The following is a 17080-nucleotide window of genomic DNA, read 5'->3' on the forward strand; positions in this document are numbered from 1 at the left end:
ATAAACATAATCTTACTAAAATGGTAAAATTAAAAATTCTTAGTCTTTTTTTAAGTGCTTGGTTTATTCTGGCTTCCTGCTCCGGTACAGATACAGGAAAAAGTAAAGATACCTCTCTTAAATTTATACCTGTAAAAATAAAAGATAAAAAAAGCATTTCCAGCTATGATGGTGATCTGCACAGAGATATCTATATCTATACTGAAAGGGTACTAATAAAAAATCCACCCACCGATTTAGAAGAACTAAAAAAAGTAATGATTAATTACCGGAATAAAAAAGGAGTTCCACTGGATAAGCTGGATACAGATTTATATTCTATGGGATTCTATCGCTATACGGATGATACCTCTTATTTTCTTACTCATGAAAGTTACGATACCTGGGATGGACAAACCAAATACTTAGGGAGTCAGGAACAAGATTTTTTAGGCTTTGTTTTTAGTGAGCGTTGTCCGGCAGATACTACACAATGGCAAACTCATGTTTTATGGACGATTCCCAATGAAGAAAAACTAAAAAAAGATGGGTTTTATGAACTAAAACAGGAAAATATAATTCCCTGTCCTAAACCTAAAGATCCTTATCAGTAATTATAAACATAATCTTACTAAAATGGTAAAATTAAAAATTCTTAGTCTTTTTTTAAGTGCTTGGTTTATTCTGGCTTCCTGCTCCGGTACAGATACAGGAAAAAGTAAAGATACCTCTCTTAAATTTATACCTGTAAAAATAAAAGATAAAAAAAGCATTTCCAGCTATGATGGTGATCCGCACAGAGATATCTATATCTATACTGAAGATTTTTTAATAAAAAATCCTCCTACGGATTTGGAAGAACTAAAAAAAGTAATGATTAATTACCGGAATAAAAAAGGAGTTCCGCTGGATAAGCTAGATACTGATTTATATTCTATGGGATTCTATCGTTATACGGATGATACCTCTTATTTTCTTACTCATGAGAGTTACGATACCTGGGAGGGACAAACCAAATACCTGGGAAGCCAAAGGCAAGATTTTTTGGGTTTTGTTTTTAGTGAGCGTTGTCCGGCGGATAGCACCCGCTGGAGAACTGATCTTCTTTGGTACATTCCCAATGAAGAAAAACTAAAAAAAGATGGATTTTATGATATGGGAAAAGAAATCCTTATTCCTTGTCCTAAACCTAAAGTTCCTTCCCTTAAATAGCTATCCTCAATGAAAAAGTTAAAAAACTATAGTCTAATTTTTTATTCCCTATTTATTCTGGTTTCTTGTTCTTATACAAAAGAAAAAAAATTTATATTTTTGGTACCTATGAATTTAAAGAAAAAGAAAAAGGAATGAAAATATCTTTAGAAGAAGCTACGCAAATATATGTTAATTATATTTTTAAACAAGATACTCAAAAAACAAGTGTAAAATGTATACTAGATGTTGTTTATAATGATAATTATATATTTATAGATTCTCCATTAAATTTTAATTCAAAAACAGGGTATAATATATCTGGAATATGGGTTAATGGATATACAGGACAAATAGAAAAATAAAAACAGAAAAGAATTTACATATTGTACTTAAAATTCCAAAAAAATATTATTATAAAGAAATTTATGTAAATTAAAGAACAGATAGAATTCAAATTTTAAAATAAAATTGGATAAATAAGTATCAAATCTTTTAATTAATTTATATTAACAATCGTGAATTCATTTCAAAGAAAAAAACTAATCCTTTATTAGGATTAGTTTTTTTTAATTTCATGTTTAGTCTTCAACCATCCAACCTTCATCTATATACGGTTGTGCTTGTTTAAATTTTAGGTTTTTGACTTCTCCCGTTCTTAAATTACGAATAGTTACCAACTCATTTCTTCCAATTTTATTCACTCGTAAAGGTTCCTGTATTTCTCTATCTTTAGCTTCTTCTTCTTGGTTTTCTTCAAAGTTTCTACTTTCAACCATTTTCTGTTTTACTTCTTTAGCTTCATGTATGGTAGTATTATTAGCTTCAATAGGTAAACCGCCTTTAAATAGGAAAGAAATTATTTCTTTATTGGTTTTGTCTAACATATCTCTAAATAATTTGAAAGACTCTTGCTTATAGATTACCAATGGATCTTTTTGTTCCCATACGGCTGACTGGGCTGATTTTCTTAGTTCATCCATTTCTCTTAAATGGTCTTTCCAGTTTTCATCAATGATCGCCAAAGTAATACTCTTTTCAAAATCTTTCAATAAAGCTTTACCTCCTGAGTTGTAAGCTTTTTCTAAATTTGTAGTAACATTTATTACTTTACTACCATCTGTAAATGGCACAGAAATGTTTTTGTACGATCGATTAGGAGATAAAAATACATTGGAAACGGTTGGGTAAAGTTGCTCTGCTGTATTCTCTAGTTTTTCTTTGTATAAAGCCTCAGCATGTTCAAATACTTTTTGTGTTATATCAGCTTCATTTAAACTATTAAATTCTGCACTATCCATTGGAGTATCCATTGCGAAAGTAGTAGCCAATTCAAATTCAAAATTCTTGAAGTCTCGATTGGATTTGTTCTCTTTAACAATAAGTGCAGCTGTATCAAATATCATATTAGCAATATCAATACTTAGCTTCTCTCCAAAAAGAGCATTTTTACGTCTGCTATAAATAACTTCTCTTTGTTTATTCATAACATCGTCATATTCCAAAAGTCTTTTTCTTATGCCGAAATTGTTTTCTTCCACTTTTTTTTGCGCTCTCTCAATGGAATTACTAATCATAGAATGCTGGATAACATCTCCTTCTTTATGCCCTAAACGATCCATCATTTTAGCAATTCTATCAGATCCAAACAAACGCATTAAATTATCTTCCAACGAAACATAAAACTGTGAGGATCCTGGATCTCCTTGTCTACCCGCTCTACCTCTCAACTGACGGTCCACCCGTCTAGAATCATGTCTTTCTGTACCAATTATCGCTAAACCTCCTGCATCTTTCACTTCATCAATCAATTTAATATCTGTTCCTCTACCAGCCATATTGGTGGCAATAGTCACTACTCCCGGTTTTCCAGCCTCTGCAACTACTTCCGCTTCTTTTTTATGTAATTTAGCATTTAAAACATTGTGAGGTATTTTTCTCATTTTTAATGCTTTGCTTAATAATTCAGAAACTTCCACGGACGTTGTCCCTACCAATACAGGTCTCTTTTCTTCTTGAGATAAACGAATCACTTCGTTTAATACTGCATTAAATTTTTCTCTATTGGTTTTATATACTAAGTCTTGATGATCTTTTCTTACCACTGGCTTGTTGGTAGGTATAGCAACCACGTCTAATTTATAGATTTCCCAAAATTCACCTGCTTCTGTTTCTGCTGTACCCGTCATTCCTGCAAGCTTATTATACATTCTAAAATAATTTTGTAGGGTTATGGTTGCAAAAGTTTGGGTAGCAGCTTCAATTTTAACATTTTCTTTTGCTTCTAGGGCTTGGTGTAAACCGTCTGAGTAACGACGCCCTTCCATGATCCGTCCGGTTTGCTCATCAACGATTTTTACTTGACCATCCATAACTACATACTCTATATCTTTTTCGAATAATGTATAGGCTTTAAGTAGTTGATTTAGTGAATGAATTCTTTCAGATTTAATTGCAAATTCTCTTAAAAATTCTTCTTTTTCTTTATGCTCTTCTTCTTTAGGTAAATTTTTGCTTTCTATATCTGCAATAGCAGAACCTAAATCTTCAAGCATAAAGAAATGTGGATCTTCATTCCCTTTGGATAAAAATTCAATTCCTTTATCGGTTAATTCTACTTGATTATTTTTTTCGTCAATAGCAAAATATAAATCTTTATCTGCTTCTGGCATCATTCTATTATTGTCTGAAATAAAATATGCTTCTGCCTTTAATAGGATAGCTTTGTTACCTTCTTCCGATAAAAATTTGATTAAAGGTTTAAATTTGGGTAATCCCCTAAAAACTTGATAAAGTTTTTGTCCTCCTAGCTTTTTATCTCCATTGGCTAATAATTGTTTAGCTTCTTGAAATATTTTAGTTAATTCATTTTTCTGAACTGTAAAAATACTTTCAACTACTGGTTTTAAAATTTGATACTCTTGCTTGTCTCCTTGTGGAACCGGACCTGCAATAATTAAAGGTGTACGGGCATCGTCTATCAATACGGAATCCACCTCATCAACTATGGCATAATTTAATTCTCTTTGTACTAAATCTGAAGGAGAATTTGCCATATTGTCACGCAAGTAATCAAATCCAAATTCATTATTGGTTCCGTATACGATATCAGACAAATAGGCTTGTCTTCTTGATTCTGAGTTGGGTTGATGATTATCTATACAATCTACTTTTAAACCATGAAATTCAAATATAGGAGCCATCCAAGCAGAGTCCCTTTTGGCTAAATAGTCATTAACTGTCACTACATGAACTCCTCTACCTGTCAGTGCATTTAAATACATGGGTAAGGTTCCTACCAAAGTTTTCCCTTCTCCGGTTGCCATTTCTGCAATTTTACCCTTGTGTAGAACTGTTCCGCCTATGTATTGCACATCATAATGAATCATATCCCATTGAACTTCTTTTCCTGCTGCATTCCAATTATTTTTCCAGATGGATTTTTCTCCATTAATAGTTACATATTCCTTAGCATTTGCTAGTTCTTTATCAAAGTCTGTAACTGATGCTTCAATAGTAGAATTTTCTGTAAATCTTTTAGCCGTTTCTTTTATCACTGCATAGGCTTGCGGTAAGATCTCCTCTAGTACTTTTTCTTCTATTTCATACGATTCTTTTTCTAATTTTTCTATTTCTGCGTAAAACTTTTCTTTTTCTTCAACATCTTCAGTTGTTTGAGTTTTCTCCTTTAAATCATTAATTTTAGTTCTGATTTCTTGGGTTGCTTCATTTATTTTCTCCTTAAACTCAATGGTTTTATATCTAAGTTGATCAATCGATAAGGTTGCTATTTGCTCTTCTTCATTTTTTATTTTCTCTAAATATTTATTTAAGAGTTCAAGATCTTTTTTATGTTTATCTCCAACAAATAGTTTAAGGATAGAATTTAATATATTCATGCTGTATGAGGTGTATTGTTAATTTTTAAACAAGCAAATTTAGTAAATTTGGCTCTGTTACAAATAATTTAAGTGAATAAATAAAGCCCTATATAAGGGCTTTATTTATTTAATATTCGTCTTCGTTCCAGAGAAAGTCATCATCTGTTGGATAATCGGTCCATATTTCTTCAATACTATCGTATATTTCTCCTTCGTCTTCTATGGCTTGAAGATTTTCTACTACTTCCAAAGGTGCTCCTGTTCTAATAGCATAATCGATTAATTCATCTTTTGTTGCGGGCCAAGGTGCATCACTTAAATAGGATGCTAATTCTAAAGTCCAGTACATAAATTCAAAATTTATTTATTAAGAATATTTTTTTATAGGTCGAAGTCCTCAAACTTCAAGCCAAAGCTTATTATTATTTTTTTTAAGATAAAATTTAATTCTAACTAACTACTACACTTCTTTTTATAAGAAATCAAAAAATAATATAGAATTATATGTGGTTAAGACAACTTGACATATTTTATCAGTAATTAATTTATTTAAAAATTATTTCTTTGATAATGTTTTCAAAATCTTTTTTGGAGATAGCTCCTTGTACCATTTGAGGTTCTCCATCCATCGGAATAAATAATAAAGAGGGTATGCTTCTAATACCAAACATTGCAGCAAGTTCCTGTTCTTTTTCTGTATCTACTTTATAAACATCAATTTTGCCCTCATACTCTGCTGCCAACTCTTCTAAAATGGGTGTTACCATCTTACATGGACCACACCAATCAGCATAAAAATCTATGATCGCTGGTTTATTTCCCAAAAATTTCCATTGATCCGGATTATTTTGGTAATCCATAATTTTAACTTTAAAATCTTCTATATTTAATGGTATTGTTTTCATTGATACTTTTTTTTCTATTTGTTTATTGTCTGTCTTGTCCTTACGTTCACAGGAATTAAGTATAAGACTAAAAATTATTGCTACAAAGATTATACTTTTCATTAGTGACAAGCATTATTAAATTAACATTGAATTTCATTTACTACCCAGTTAATTAGTAATAAAATTCTAGACCAATCATTGTCTTTTATATTATTATACAAATGATGTATAATCAAATATTCAGCCTTTTAGATATAATCTAAATATTATTTAGAGAAAATTTTAAAAATTAATTTTAAATAACTTTTAATTTTAAATTACCATCTTCCACTAGCACCGCCGCCGCCGAAACTTCCCCCACCGCCGAAACCGCCGAAACCACCACCGGATCTTCCTGAAAATCCACCTCCAAAGCCTCCGAATCCACCTCCAAAAAATCCACCACCTGGCCCCCAAAAATCATCATCTTTATTTTTACCGTTTTTGTTATAGTAAGTTCCTTTTCTTTTTCCTTTTAGTATTTGTGATATGTATATAAAAAGTATAATTAAAACAATAATAAACACCAACGAGGAGACTAAATCTAGTGGCTGATCTTTGGAAGATGATTTAAATTTTCCTTGTAAAACATTAAAAATTTGATCAATCCCTGAATTAGAAGCCCCATAATAATCTCCGTTTTTTAGATGCGGTATCATATAATCATTTATAATTTGGTGAGAGATGAAATCTGTCATAGCATCTTCTGTACCTCTACCGTTCTGTATGGACAATTGTCTATCTTCTGTAGCTATTAATATTAATATTCCATTATTTTTGCTTTGTTTACCTATCTCCCATCTTTTCCCCCAACGTGCAGCTACATAATTTATATCATCTCCCGTCAGGGTTTTAACTATACATAGCAATATTTCCGTAGAGGTTGAATCATTATATGCAATAAGTTTTTTTTCTAAAAGATTTTTTTGAGCTTGAGTTAAAACTCCTGCATAGTCATTTACTGGATATATTTTTGCTGGCTTATCAGGAATTTGAAACTCCTTTTGGGCTAAAAAAATGCTTGTATTTAATAGCAACACAAGCAAAATTCTCCATAAACTATTTATTGTATATAATCTCATTGGGTATTTGATTTATACCAAAATTTTCTGGGGTTGATGGAAAATATTTTATTAATTGTTCCCCTATTTTTTTTATGGCTGTGAGGATTCCAATGTCAAATTGTTTATTTTTAAATGAATATAGAATTTCTTCAATTAGATTATTCCAAAAGGATTGGTTTACATACCTATGAATATTTTCATCTCCAATCACTGCAACTTTTTTTTCGTTTTCAGAGACGTATATTAAAACTCCATTTTTATTCTTTGTTTTCTGCATCTCCAATTTATAAAATAATCTTTGAGCCTCAGCCAGTGGATCCCCTTGTAAAAGCATATCAACATAAACCCTTATTTCACCGGTTGTAAATTTTTCAACTTGTTGAATGGTATCAATAATATGCTTTTCTTGATTATTTGTAAATAGCATTAAATTAATTATTTTTCTCCGTTTAACAATAAATCAACATCTGGAGATTTATCTGATCCTTCAAAGGATTTAAATAGAGCCTTTTCTTTTAAACCTTTTATACTTGAAATTATGCTGTAAGGTAATTGTGTTATATAATTATTATATTCGGTAACCGATATATTGTAATTATCTCTATCTATTTTTATCCGATTCTCTGTACCTTCCAGCTGACTCTGAAAGGCTAAAATACTTTGATTGGCTTTTAAATCGGGATACTTTTCTACTGAGACTAAAAGTCTACTTAAAGCACTGTTTAAACCTGCTTGAGCCTTCTGAAATTCAGCCAATTTTTCAGGTGTTAAATTGGAAGGATCAATTTGTACAGAGGTAGCCTTTGCTCTAGCTTCAACGACAGCTGTTAAAGTTTCTCTTTCGTAATTTGTTGCTTTTTTAACCGTTGCCGCTAATTGGGTTATTAAATCTGCTCTTCTTTGATAGGCAGTTTCTACAGCTCCCCACTTCAATTTGACATCATTATTTAAAACCACCATTCGATTACTAGTTACAATATAAAACCCAATTAAAAAAATGGCAATAACTAATATTATTATTCCTGTACTGAATTTTTTCATAAATAAATTTCTTAAAACTTAATCTTTAATATAACGATTTTAAACTAAATTTAGTCTAATAGCGAAATTACAAAAAATTTTATTGTATTTAAATTAATTTATTTTTTTTCAAAATATTTATTAAAATTAAATTTATAAATCACATTTTAAGATTATTATTATTACCATTTATAACTATTTTATGACATAATTATAAAATTATCTTAACATAATATTTTTCTCTTTGAGCAAAAATTTTTACTTGCTAAATTTTATGTTAAAAATTAATAATTTAAAAAATTATTCTTCTCGTTTACTATTTATTCTATGGGCGGGAGGAGCTGCTTTATTGTCCTATTCTTTGGTCTATGCATTGCGTAAACCTTATACTTCTGCAACTTTTGAAGGTATACAAGTTTTTGGCGTTGATTATAAAGTGGTTGTAACAATTATACAGATTCTGGGCTAGGCAATATCTAAATTTATTGGTATTAAATTAATATCTGAATTAAAAAGAAAAAACAGATTTAAGTTTATCATTGGCTCCATGGTGATTGCTGAGATAACTCTAATTTTATTTGGATTATTAGATTCTCCTTATAATTTAATTCCAATGTTTATCAACAGTCTGTCTTTAGGTTGCATGTGGGGATTTATTTTTAGTTATATGGAAGGGAGAAAACTTACTGATATTTTAGCAAGCTTTATGGGGGTAAGCATGGTAATCAGTTCTGGAACTGCAAAATCTGTCGGTTTGTATATGATGAATGTTTTAAAGGTAAACGAATTTTGGATGCCTGCTCTTATTGGTGGAATAGCTTTGCCAATACTTATCTTATTAATCTATATACTCAATCGTTTGCCTGAACCTAATGGGGAAGATATTGAATCAAAATCGAAAAGAGAACCTTTAAATAATATTGATAGAATAAAATTAGTGAAAAATTTTGCTCTATTGTTAATAGTATTATTTATAGCAAATGTAGTTTTAACGATCACACGTGATATAAAAAAGGATTTCTTGGTAAATATTGTTAACACATCTGAGCACTCCAACTGGTTATTTGCTCAGATTGATACTGTTGTTACTATTATAGTTTTAGTTACTTTTTGTTTAGTTTATTTTATAAAAAATAACTTAAGTGCTTTAAAAATTTTATTGTTCGTTCTTATTGTTGGAATGTGTTTAATGGCAAAAACATCTTTAAACTACAATCAATTGAAATTAGATACAGTTCTATGGTTATTTATTCAAAGTTTATGTTTATATTTTGCATTTCTTGCTTTTCAAACCATATTTTTTGAAAGGTTTATTGCTTGTTTTAAAATTAAAGGTAATGTTGGCTTTTTCATTGTATTAAATGATTTTTTAGGTTATATAGGTAGTGTATTAGTTTTATTCATTAAAGAATTTTTTGGCAGTAATATTCATTGGCTTACCTTTTACAATCAATTATCCGGATATACAGGCATATTTTGTTGTCTCGCATTTATATATGCTTTGTTTTACCTACAGTTTAGAGCAAAAAAAGAAAAAAATAAGCTAGAGCTACAAAAATATAATGAAGAGGGTAATATAAATACAAATCCTAGCTATACCATTTAAATTTACATAATTTAAAAAAATTAATATATTCAATGAAAAAAAAACTTGAGTTATTATGGAATGGTCAGGAACAGTTATTGACTATGGTTGCACTACTAAACTCCATACCTTTCTAAAAGTATTTTCTGATTAAAAATAAATAAATATAAAAATGATAAATTATATGAGGTTTATAATCTAAATAGCTCCATGAAAGATATTCAATAAATGTAGCAAAGTTTCGAAAAATATTTAATTGTCTCTCAGTCTGATTTTACATCTCATATATATCAATTTATTGAAACTCTAAATTCTCTATGAAACGAGAGCATCAAAATAGGATCATCCACAGATTTTACCCAAACTATTATGCATATAATTAGACCTATGGCAAAAAATAAGATTCATTACGTTAATCCTTTGGTAAATCCAAAGGATGAACCTGAGGATTAACTGGCTCCATATATGATATACAAAACATAACTGATTTAGCCATTCCCTCAGTAGAACGAGCATTTAAAATTGGCTATACTATTGCAGATATACAATAAGGTATTATGTCAAAAATTTAAATTATAGGTTTTATTGTTGGAAGTAAAAAATGGGTCATACAGTACTAGAATATATCCAATTGCCAGACTATGAAAAGTAAATTTTAAAAATTATGTTCGTGTAAGAATAACTTTTGTTGATTTATAAAACAACTTATTACCAATTATAATTTAAATATTTTAATTGATAATATTTCATTATGAATAATTTTTATTCAATAAATTTTATTCTATATTATATTAAATATTTTACTTCTAAAAATAGAATTAATCAATTCTTGCTTATTACATTTGCCGTAATTTTTAAATTTTGTTTTCATGAATGAAAATATAAGTAGTAGTTCATCTAAATTTTCAAATAAACAAATACGTCTGGGAATTTTTGCCTTTTATATATGTCAAGGTATATGTTTTTCCAGTTGGGCAAGCAGAATTCCAGATATTAAGAATTATTTTCATGTTGGTGATGGAGAATGGGGGAATGTTCTCTTAATGATCCCTATTGGACAGATTTTAGGAATGGTTCTATCTGGCTTTTTAATATCTCGTTTAGGAAGCAAAAAAGTATTATTACTCGCTTTGCCTTTACATGTTTTAGGGCTTATTGCTGTTGGATTATCCTCAAGTTTACTTACCTTAATGTTAAGCCTAGTTGCCTTTGGTTTTTTTGGAAATTTTGTAAATATTTCTGTCAATACTCAAGGAATTATTATTGAAAATATTTACAAAAAACCCATCATGTCATCGTTTCACGGCGGATGGAGCTTGGCAGGATTTTTTGGATCTTTAATTGGTTTGTTAATGATTAACCTAGGTTTAACCCCTTTACAACATTATATATTTATACTTTTTATTGTAGGGATATTAATAATTTTTAATTGTAAATATTTACAGCAAGATAAAAAATCCGTATCATTAGAATCCAATGAAAAAACTGTACAATCAATTCAAGAAACTAATAACAAGTCATACAAAAAAAAGACCTACCCAGAAATGTTTCTATATTTATTAGGAATAACAGCATTCTGTGGTATGGCTTCAGAGGGTGCTATGTTTGACTGGAGTGGAATTTATTTTGAAGAAGTTGTTCATGTTTCTAAAAATTGGGCTCCTTTAGGATTTGCTGCTTTTATGATTATGATGGCAACAGGACGTTTTATTGCTGATTATGCCGCTCAAAAATGGGGAAAACAACGTATTATACAAGTTTGTGGTTTATCCATATCTATTGGTTTGTTTATAGCTGTTTTATTTCCACATATAATAATTACTACCCTATCCTTTATGCTTATTGGTTTGGGAGTCTCTAGCATTATTCCTACGATCTATAGTTTAGCCGGACAAAAAACAAAAATTAATACGGGAATGGCTTTAACTATTGTTTCAAGCATAGGTTTCGTTGGTTTCTTATTAGGCCCACCAATAATTGGATATATTTCTCATGCTTTTAATCTAAGATATTCATTTGCCTTAATAGGAATTTTTGGAATATGTATTTTCTTACTTTCTACCTATTTAAAAGTTTTTAAACAAAAGGATTAATATAAAAAAACCTTATATGTATATATAAGGTTTTTTTATTTAGATTAAATCTTGGCTATAGGGTACTCTATTTTGCAATGATCTTATCAAAGTAAGTTCATCGGTATATTCTAGTTCGTCTCCTACTCCTATTCCACGCGCGATGGTAGTAAATTTTATTTTTAAATCTTTCATTAATTTATATAAATAAAACATTGTGGTATCCCCTTCAATAGTAGCACTTAAAGCAAATATAATTTCTACCACTTGTTTTTCTTTTATTCTTTCCAATAATGGAAAGATACATAGATCAGAGGCACTAATTCCTTCCATGGGCGAAATTCTACCTCCTAGAACATGATATTTTCCTTGGTATTGATGCGTATTTTCAATGGCCATTACATCTCTAACATCTTCCACCACACAGATGGTTTTATCATCACGAAAAGAATTTCCACAAATGATGCATACTTCAGTATCAGAAAGATTATTACACTCTTTGCAATGTTTAATGTTATGAACCAATTGGCTTATAGAATTGGCTAAATTATCCGCCTGATTCTTAGGTACCTCTAGTAAATGCAAGGCTAAACGCAAAGCAGTTCTTTTACCTATTCCTGGCAATTGAGATATTTCTTCTACTGATTTTTCTAAAATTTTACTTGGAAAATTCATTATTCAATATATAAATGCCTAAGCAAATCTAATGAGTAATTTGAGATAAATATCTCTCAGCATCCAAGGCTGCCATACATCCTGATCCTGCGGCAGTAATGGCTTGTCTATATTTTTTATCCGCAACATCTCCAGCAGCAAATACACCGGGAATATTTGTTTGTGTTGAAAATGGTTGAACGTTGACATATCCTGTCTCATCCAGATCTAATTTTCCTTCGAAAATTTTAGTATTGGGCGAGTGGCCAATAGCCACAAAATAGCCATCTACCTCTAAAATCGATTCTTCATTAGTGACATTATTTTTAACTACAGCCTGAGCCACTAAATTATTTTCACCCTTTAAATCAATTACTTCATGGTTGTACATTAAAACAATATTGGATGTGCTTTCAACTCTTTCTTTCATAATTTTAGAAGCTTTCAAGTAGTCTTTTCTAACTACCATATAAACCGTCTTACAAATTTTAGCTAAATAAGTAGCTTCTTCTGCTGCTGTGTCTCCACCACCTACGACAACCACATTTCTGCCTCGATAGAAAAATCCGTCACATGTTGCACAGGCAGATACTCCTCCACCCCTATATTTTTCCTCAAATTCTTTACCTAAATATTTAGCACTAGCACCGGTAGAAATTATTAAAGTTTTTGCCTTATACTCATTACCCGAGGAAGTTTTAACAGTATGTGTATCTCCCAACTGATTACCAAAATCTACCTCTACAACAGTATCAATAATTACTTTTGTTCCAAAACGCTCCGCTTGTTTTTGCAGCTGTACCATCATCTCAGGGCCAGTTATACCCTCAGGATATCCGGGGAAATTTTCAACTTCGGTAGTTGTCGTCAACTGCCCCCCCAATTCCATTCCTGAAATTAATAATGGATTCATTTCAGCTCTTGCTGCATAAATTGCAGCGGTAAAACCAGACGGACCTGAACCAATAATAAGCGTATCTAATATGTTATTCTCTGACATTACTAAATATATTTTATTGCAAGTTACAAAATTTACTTATCTAATTAATCTTAAAGACTATTTAAGAAATTTATTAACTGATTTCTTAAATCTATACCGCAATCAGTTAACATTTGCCTATCATTCGGATAAGGTATTCTAGGAGCATTAATCAGTTCTAATGCATATATATCCAAAGCTTCTCTATTCCCGTTTAAAATACCATAAGCAGATTTAAACTCAGATCTTGAAGTTACAGGATAGGTATTTATTAAATTTCCAGTAAAAGAATTGTAAAGTTGAAATGTTGCATTTATAACGGCATCTATTTGCTTAATGACTTCGGTAACCTGTGCTTGTAATTTAACATATCTATCAACCTTAATATAATTCCCATCTGCATCTTTTATATTAAATCCTCTTGAATCTTTCAAATACTCCCAACCATCAATAATATCTTTTTCATAATTATGTGTAAAAATTCTTTCATTGCCATAATTAACGAATGCTCCATTAATATTGATAACTACTTCTTCGTCATGCGGTTCATTAAAATCTAATGTGAAAAGAGTCCAAAAATTCTTATTATAGTTATTAATATTGTATAAAAGTGTATGAGGTAAGTCGCTTGGTAAATAAGTTCCTGAATTGTTTTTTACACCAACTAAAATTATATTTAATCCCTGATTATAGGCTTCCTTTAATTTAAATGAAATATCTCTGTAATTAGCATCTACTTCTTTTATTTCTTGAAAATATTCGTATGCGTCCCTAGCACTAGCCTTGTTATTCCTTTCAAGTAAACTCACGCCTTTATTGTAGTAGGAATTTAAATAATTTTCTTTAGCCAATGCCAAGGCTTGTTGTAAATCTTTGGTTGGGAATTTTAATTCTTTTCCATTGTTATATAAGGGAAGTAAGGGTCTAATTTTTTCATATCTATTAGATAGACTTTTAGTTACTAAATAGATTCTTTTATAGTCTGGAATGAGATTAGATTTAAGAATCTTCAATTCTTCTTCTTCTTTTTTATTTGCATTTAAATAAGCATTTTGCAATAGTATTAATTGTCTTTCTTTTTTATCTTGGGAATAATTTTTTGTATACACGTTTATTGAAGTCTCAAAAGCTTGGGCGTAATCACCTTTATTTAATTGTGATTCAGCTTTTTTATAAGGACTGCATTGAACAATGAATAAGAATAATGCAAACCTATAATATATATTTTTCATTTATTTATTTTAATTTTAGTAACTATAAATGTATAAATATTGCGTTTAAAACTTTTTTAAATGAAAAAAATTTTAATCCTAGTTATTTTTATGGTAAGCTCCATATACTTGAATTCACAAACTTATAAAAAAATAAATGGTTTTTCTGATGAGATCAATGAAAAACTGAAGCAGTTTTTGGTTTCGTCTCTAAATATTAAAGATAGGAAGGTTGCCGTTTTTGATTGTGACGGAACCTTATTGGGACAAGTTCCCTACTACTTATCGGAAGAAGCAATTTTTACCTACGCAAAAATGAAGTATAACGGTAAATATGATTCTATATCCATTGAAAAAATGAATTATTTATTTCATATTTTAAAACCCATAGATGAAAATGATTATGTACAAAATACTTTAAACTTTCTTTCAGGAATGACGGTTAAAGAAATTGAGCATCTTGGTACTAGTACTTTCGACAGTAAGTATAAAAATAAATTTTATGGTGAAATGAAAGAACTATTGACAAATCTTAAAAAATTTAATTTTGAAATATGGATAATTTCAGCTTCACCGGAGTTGTTATATCAAGAAATTATTCACAGAGAACTAGGAATACCCAAGGAAAGAATTATTGGAATGAAAGCCGTCATTAGTGAAAATAATTTAGCTACCAACCTATTAGTTAATCCTTATCCTATGAATCAAGGCAAGGCTGAAGCAATAAATACTTTCATAAAGGTTCCTCCATTAATCGTAGGTGGAAATAGTAGAGGAGATATGGAAATGATGAATGCTTCAACAGGTTTAAAAATTATTGTTAATCCCAACGATTCACACATTGAAAATAATATTAATTCAGGAGATATGTTCGGTTATACTGTAAAAAAATATTGGAAAAAAGATCCTAACTGTATTGAAATTTTTTTAAAAGATGAAGCGTTTAATAATCAAACTTTTATTTCAAACCAATACGGATTAATGCCTAATTATTAATTATTCGATTTATTTAAAATCTACAATCATAACTTTTTATTAATTTATTAATTCATTTATTATTATTTTAAATATAGCTAAAATTATATCTATTATTCTTATTAATAAAATATTGAATTTATATGTGATCTTCTTATAAAAAGACTACATTTGAAATATTAAAAATATTTTTTATTTATGAAAAAAATAATAATCACCTGTGGTATTTTAGGATTATTACAATTAACTTTAATTAATTGTAACGCTAAAAAAGAGGTAAAGCAAGAATCTAATTCATCAGAAAATAATTTATCAAAAAAAGATTCTATTTCTACTATTTATAGTTTTGAAGTTACCGATATTGATGGAAAACCTTTTAAAATGGACAGTTTAAAAGGAAAGAAGATAATGATTGTAAATACTGCTTCTAAATGTGGAAATACACCTCAATATGCAGATTTAGAAAAATTATACAACACATATAAAGACAAAAATTTTGTGATTTTAGGATTTCCTGCTAACAATTTCTTAGGACAGGAACCCGGAAGTAATGAAGAGATCAAGAAATTTTGCACAGCGAATTTTAACGTGTCTTTCCCTATGATGTCTAAAATATCTGTGAAAGGCGATGATATAGCACCCATTTATAAATGGTTAACAAAGAAATCAGAAAATGGAGTAATGGACTCAGAGGTTGAATGGAATTTCCAAAAATATTTAATTGATGAGAATGGTAGACTTGTGGATGTTGTTCCTCCTAAAGAATCTATACTTTCAGATAAAGTTAAAAATTGGATTGAAAATAAAAAATAAATAGATATGCACCTACTTTATAAATAGGTGCATTATTTTTTAACTTATTTAATTTTCTCTTTGTCTAATTGTTTCACTCTTCAATCGCGGAAATTGCAGGTTCCATCTATCAGCCACAAACCTTATAAAAACAACAATGCCCACTGTAAGTAGACTGATCAAAGGTAATTCAAATCTTAACCAATTAAGAATTACAAAGGTACTACCTCCAACAATACATGAAAATGCATAAAGCTCTCTTTTAAAAATTACTGGAATACGATTTAAAAGAGTGTCTCTCATAATTCCCCCCATAATGCCGGTGATTGTTCCCATCGTTATTACCACCCAAAAGGAATATCCTGCTACCATAGCTTTTTGGGCTCCTACAAAAACGAATAACCCCAATCCTATACTATCACTCCAAAAGAAAAAACGATTTAAATGATTTAAATGTTCTCTTAAAAAAATGTAAAAGATTAATGCAAAAAATGAGCATAATGCATAGAAACCATTATGCAACCAAAATGGAGTTTGATTTAGTAATAAGTCTCTCAATGTTCCTCCACCTACAGCTGTAACAAAACCTAGAACATAGGCACCGAACCAATCACAATTTTTAGTTGCTGCCCCTCTAATTCCGCTTATAGCAAAAGCAAAAGTTCCTAAAAATTCAATAATTTCTACATATCTTATTTTGTAAAGTAAAGATAAAATAAAATCCATTTTGAATATTTAGACAATTATACAT

General features: G+C 29.7%; 18 protein-coding genes. 8 read left to right on the plus strand and 10 right to left on the minus strand.

Annotated elements, in window-relative coordinates; genetic code table 11:
* Positions 1-20 precede the first annotated feature (20 nt).
* The 3 genes from ETU10_RS10315 (at position 21) to ETU10_RS10325 (ending at position 1535) form a co-directional block, all read left to right on the plus strand.
* Positions 21-593: a hypothetical protein gene (locus ETU10_RS10315; protein ID WP_146312042.1), complete on the plus strand. Its 573-nt coding sequence runs from the start codon at positions 21-23 to the stop codon at positions 591-593.
* A gap of 22 nt (positions 594-615) precedes the next feature.
* Positions 616-1191: a hypothetical protein gene (locus tag ETU10_RS10320; RefSeq protein ID WP_146312044.1), complete on the plus strand. Its 576-nt coding sequence runs from the start codon at positions 616-618 to the stop codon at positions 1189-1191.
* Between the two features lie 134 nt (positions 1192-1325).
* A complete protein-coding gene (locus ETU10_RS10325; protein WP_146312046.1) occupies positions 1326-1535 on the plus strand; it encodes a hypothetical protein in 210 nt (69 codons plus the stop codon).
* Between the two features lie 216 nt (positions 1536-1751).
* Here ETU10_RS10325 and secA read toward each other — a convergent pair whose 3' ends face one another.
* The 6 genes from secA to ETU10_RS10355 form a co-directional block, all read right to left on the minus strand.
* The gene (secA, locus tag ETU10_RS10330; RefSeq protein ID WP_146312048.1) at positions 1752-5069 is read right to left on the minus strand and encodes a preprotein translocase subunit SecA; all 3318 of its coding nucleotides are present in this window, start codon (positions 5067-5069) and stop codon (positions 1752-1754) included.
* Between the two features lie 109 nt (positions 5070-5178).
* Entirely contained in the window at positions 5179-5400 is a 222-nt protein-coding gene (locus ETU10_RS10335; RefSeq protein ID WP_146262825.1) for a DUF2795 domain-containing protein, read from the minus strand.
* A 196-nt stretch (positions 5401-5596) separates the two neighbouring features.
* On the minus strand, positions 5597-6058 hold the full coding sequence (gene trxA, locus ETU10_RS10340) for a thioredoxin (protein ID WP_146312050.1): 462 nt from the start codon (positions 6056-6058) through the stop codon (positions 5597-5599).
* Positions 6059-6255: 197 nt separating this feature from the next.
* A complete protein-coding gene (locus ETU10_RS10345; protein ID WP_146312052.1) occupies positions 6256-7059 on the minus strand; it encodes a TPM domain-containing protein in 804 nt (267 codons plus the stop codon).
* Positions 7037-7468: a TPM domain-containing protein gene (locus tag ETU10_RS10350; RefSeq protein ID WP_146312054.1), complete on the minus strand. Its 432-nt coding sequence runs from the start codon at positions 7466-7468 to the stop codon at positions 7037-7039. Before ETU10_RS10350 ends, ETU10_RS10345 begins: the two co-directional genes overlap by 23 nt.
* Before the next feature lie 8 nt (positions 7469-7476).
* Complete coding sequence (locus ETU10_RS10355; RefSeq protein ID WP_146312056.1) at positions 7477-8082, minus strand: LemA family protein; 606 nt, start codon at positions 8080-8082, stop codon at positions 7477-7479.
* A gap of 253 nt (positions 8083-8335) precedes the next feature.
* On the opposite strand from ETU10_RS10355, the gene ETU10_RS11250 reads away from it, so the two are divergent.
* From ETU10_RS11250 to ETU10_RS10365, 3 genes are all read left to right on the plus strand, one after another.
* A complete protein-coding gene (locus ETU10_RS11250; RefSeq protein ID WP_221410381.1) occupies positions 8336-8530 on the plus strand; it encodes a hypothetical protein in 195 nt (64 codons plus the stop codon).
* 15 nt (positions 8531-8545) lie between these two features.
* Positions 8546-9667, plus strand: coding sequence for a DUF5690 family protein (locus tag ETU10_RS10360; protein ID WP_262710365.1), 1122 nt, complete (start codon positions 8546-8548; stop codon positions 9665-9667).
* 848 nt (positions 9668-10515) lie between these two features.
* Positions 10516-11739, plus strand: a complete 1224-nt coding sequence (locus tag ETU10_RS10365; RefSeq protein WP_185145093.1) for an MFS transporter — start codon at positions 10516-10518, stop codon at positions 11737-11739.
* Positions 11740-11778: 39 nt separating this feature from the next.
* On the opposite strand, the gene recR is transcribed toward ETU10_RS10365, so the two are convergent.
* Genes recR through ETU10_RS10380 form a run of 3 tightly spaced genes read right to left on the minus strand, consistent with a single transcriptional unit; the run spans position 11779 to position 14583 of the window.
* Positions 11779-12393: a recombination mediator RecR gene (gene recR, locus ETU10_RS10370; protein ID WP_146262820.1), complete on the minus strand. Its 615-nt coding sequence runs from the start codon at positions 12391-12393 to the stop codon at positions 11779-11781.
* Between the two features lie 28 nt (positions 12394-12421).
* The gene (gene trxB, locus ETU10_RS10375) at positions 12422-13372 is read right to left on the minus strand and encodes a thioredoxin-disulfide reductase (protein ID WP_146312058.1); all 951 of its coding nucleotides are present in this window, start codon (positions 13370-13372) and stop codon (positions 12422-12424) included.
* Positions 13373-13422: 50 nt separating this feature from the next.
* Positions 13423-14583, minus strand: coding sequence for a hypothetical protein (locus ETU10_RS10380; RefSeq protein WP_146312060.1), 1161 nt, complete (start codon positions 14581-14583; stop codon positions 13423-13425).
* Between the two features lie 60 nt (positions 14584-14643).
* Between ETU10_RS10380 and ETU10_RS10385 the strand changes: the two genes are divergently transcribed.
* Together ETU10_RS10385 and ETU10_RS10390 are read left to right on the plus strand one after the other, a co-directional pair.
* Positions 14644-15558, plus strand: coding sequence for an HAD family hydrolase (locus ETU10_RS10385; protein ID WP_146312062.1), 915 nt, complete (start codon positions 14644-14646; stop codon positions 15556-15558).
* Positions 15559-15735: 177 nt separating this feature from the next.
* On the plus strand, positions 15736-16350 hold the full coding sequence (locus ETU10_RS10390; protein ID WP_146312064.1) for a glutathione peroxidase: 615 nt from the start codon (positions 15736-15738) through the stop codon (positions 16348-16350).
* A gap of 48 nt (positions 16351-16398) precedes the next feature.
* Here ETU10_RS10390 and ETU10_RS10395 read toward each other — a convergent pair whose 3' ends face one another.
* Positions 16399-17055: a trimeric intracellular cation channel family protein gene (locus ETU10_RS10395; protein WP_146262815.1), complete on the minus strand. Its 657-nt coding sequence runs from the start codon at positions 17053-17055 to the stop codon at positions 16399-16401.
* Between the last annotated feature and the right edge of the window lie 25 nt (positions 17056-17080).

The sequence above is a fragment of the Apibacter muscae genome, assembly GCF_007845595.1.
In the GTDB taxonomy this organism is placed as follows: domain Bacteria; phylum Bacteroidota; class Bacteroidia; order Flavobacteriales; family Weeksellaceae; genus Apibacter; species Apibacter muscae.

Bases quoted from the DNA above. Each gene is read 5' to 3' on its own strand.
- ETU10_RS10335 (WP_146262825.1), bottom strand. From the start codon at position 5,400: ATGTACTGGACTTTAGAATTAGCATCCTATTTAAGTGATGCACCTTGG.
- ETU10_RS10395 (WP_146262815.1), bottom strand. From the start codon at position 17,055: ATGGATTTTATTTTATCTTTACTTTACAAAATAAGATATGTAGAAATT.
- ETU10_RS10315 (WP_146312042.1), top strand. From the start codon at position 21: ATGGTAAAATTAAAAATTCTTAGTCTTTTTTTAAGTGCTTGGTTTATT.
- ETU10_RS10365 (WP_185145093.1), top strand. From the start codon at position 10,516: ATGAATGAAAATATAAGTAGTAGTTCATCTAAATTTTCAAATAAACAA.
- ETU10_RS10345 (WP_146312052.1), bottom strand. From the start codon at position 7,059: ATGAGATTATATACAATAAATAGTTTATGGAGAATTTTGCTTGTGTTG.
- trxB (WP_146312058.1), bottom strand. From the start codon at position 13,372: ATGTCAGAGAATAACATATTAGATACGCTTATTATTGGTTCAGGTCCG.
- ETU10_RS10320 (WP_146312044.1), top strand. From the start codon at position 616: ATGGTAAAATTAAAAATTCTTAGTCTTTTTTTAAGTGCTTGGTTTATT.
- secA (WP_146312048.1), bottom strand. From the start codon at position 5,069: ATGAATATATTAAATTCTATCCTTAAACTATTTGTTGGAGATAAACAT.
- ETU10_RS10355 (WP_146312056.1), bottom strand. From the start codon at position 8,082: ATGAAAAAATTCAGTACAGGAATAATAATATTAGTTATTGCCATTTTT.
- ETU10_RS10385 (WP_146312062.1), top strand. From the start codon at position 14,644: ATGAAAAAAATTTTAATCCTAGTTATTTTTATGGTAAGCTCCATATAC.
- trxA (WP_146312050.1), bottom strand. From the start codon at position 6,058: ATGAAAAGTATAATCTTTGTAGCAATAATTTTTAGTCTTATACTTAAT.
- ETU10_RS10325 (WP_146312046.1), top strand. From the start codon at position 1,326: ATGAAAATATCTTTAGAAGAAGCTACGCAAATATATGTTAATTATATT.
- ETU10_RS10350 (WP_146312054.1), bottom strand. From the start codon at position 7,468: ATGCTATTTACAAATAATCAAGAAAAGCATATTATTGATACCATTCAA.
- recR (WP_146262820.1), bottom strand. From the start codon at position 12,393: ATGAATTTTCCAAGTAAAATTTTAGAAAAATCAGTAGAAGAAATATCT.
- ETU10_RS10390 (WP_146312064.1), top strand. From the start codon at position 15,736: ATGAAAAAAATAATAATCACCTGTGGTATTTTAGGATTATTACAATTA.
- ETU10_RS11250 (WP_221410381.1), top strand. From the start codon at position 8,336: ATGTTAAAAATTAATAATTTAAAAAATTATTCTTCTCGTTTACTATTT.
- ETU10_RS10380 (WP_146312060.1), bottom strand. From the start codon at position 14,583: ATGAAAAATATATATTATAGGTTTGCATTATTCTTATTCATTGTTCAA.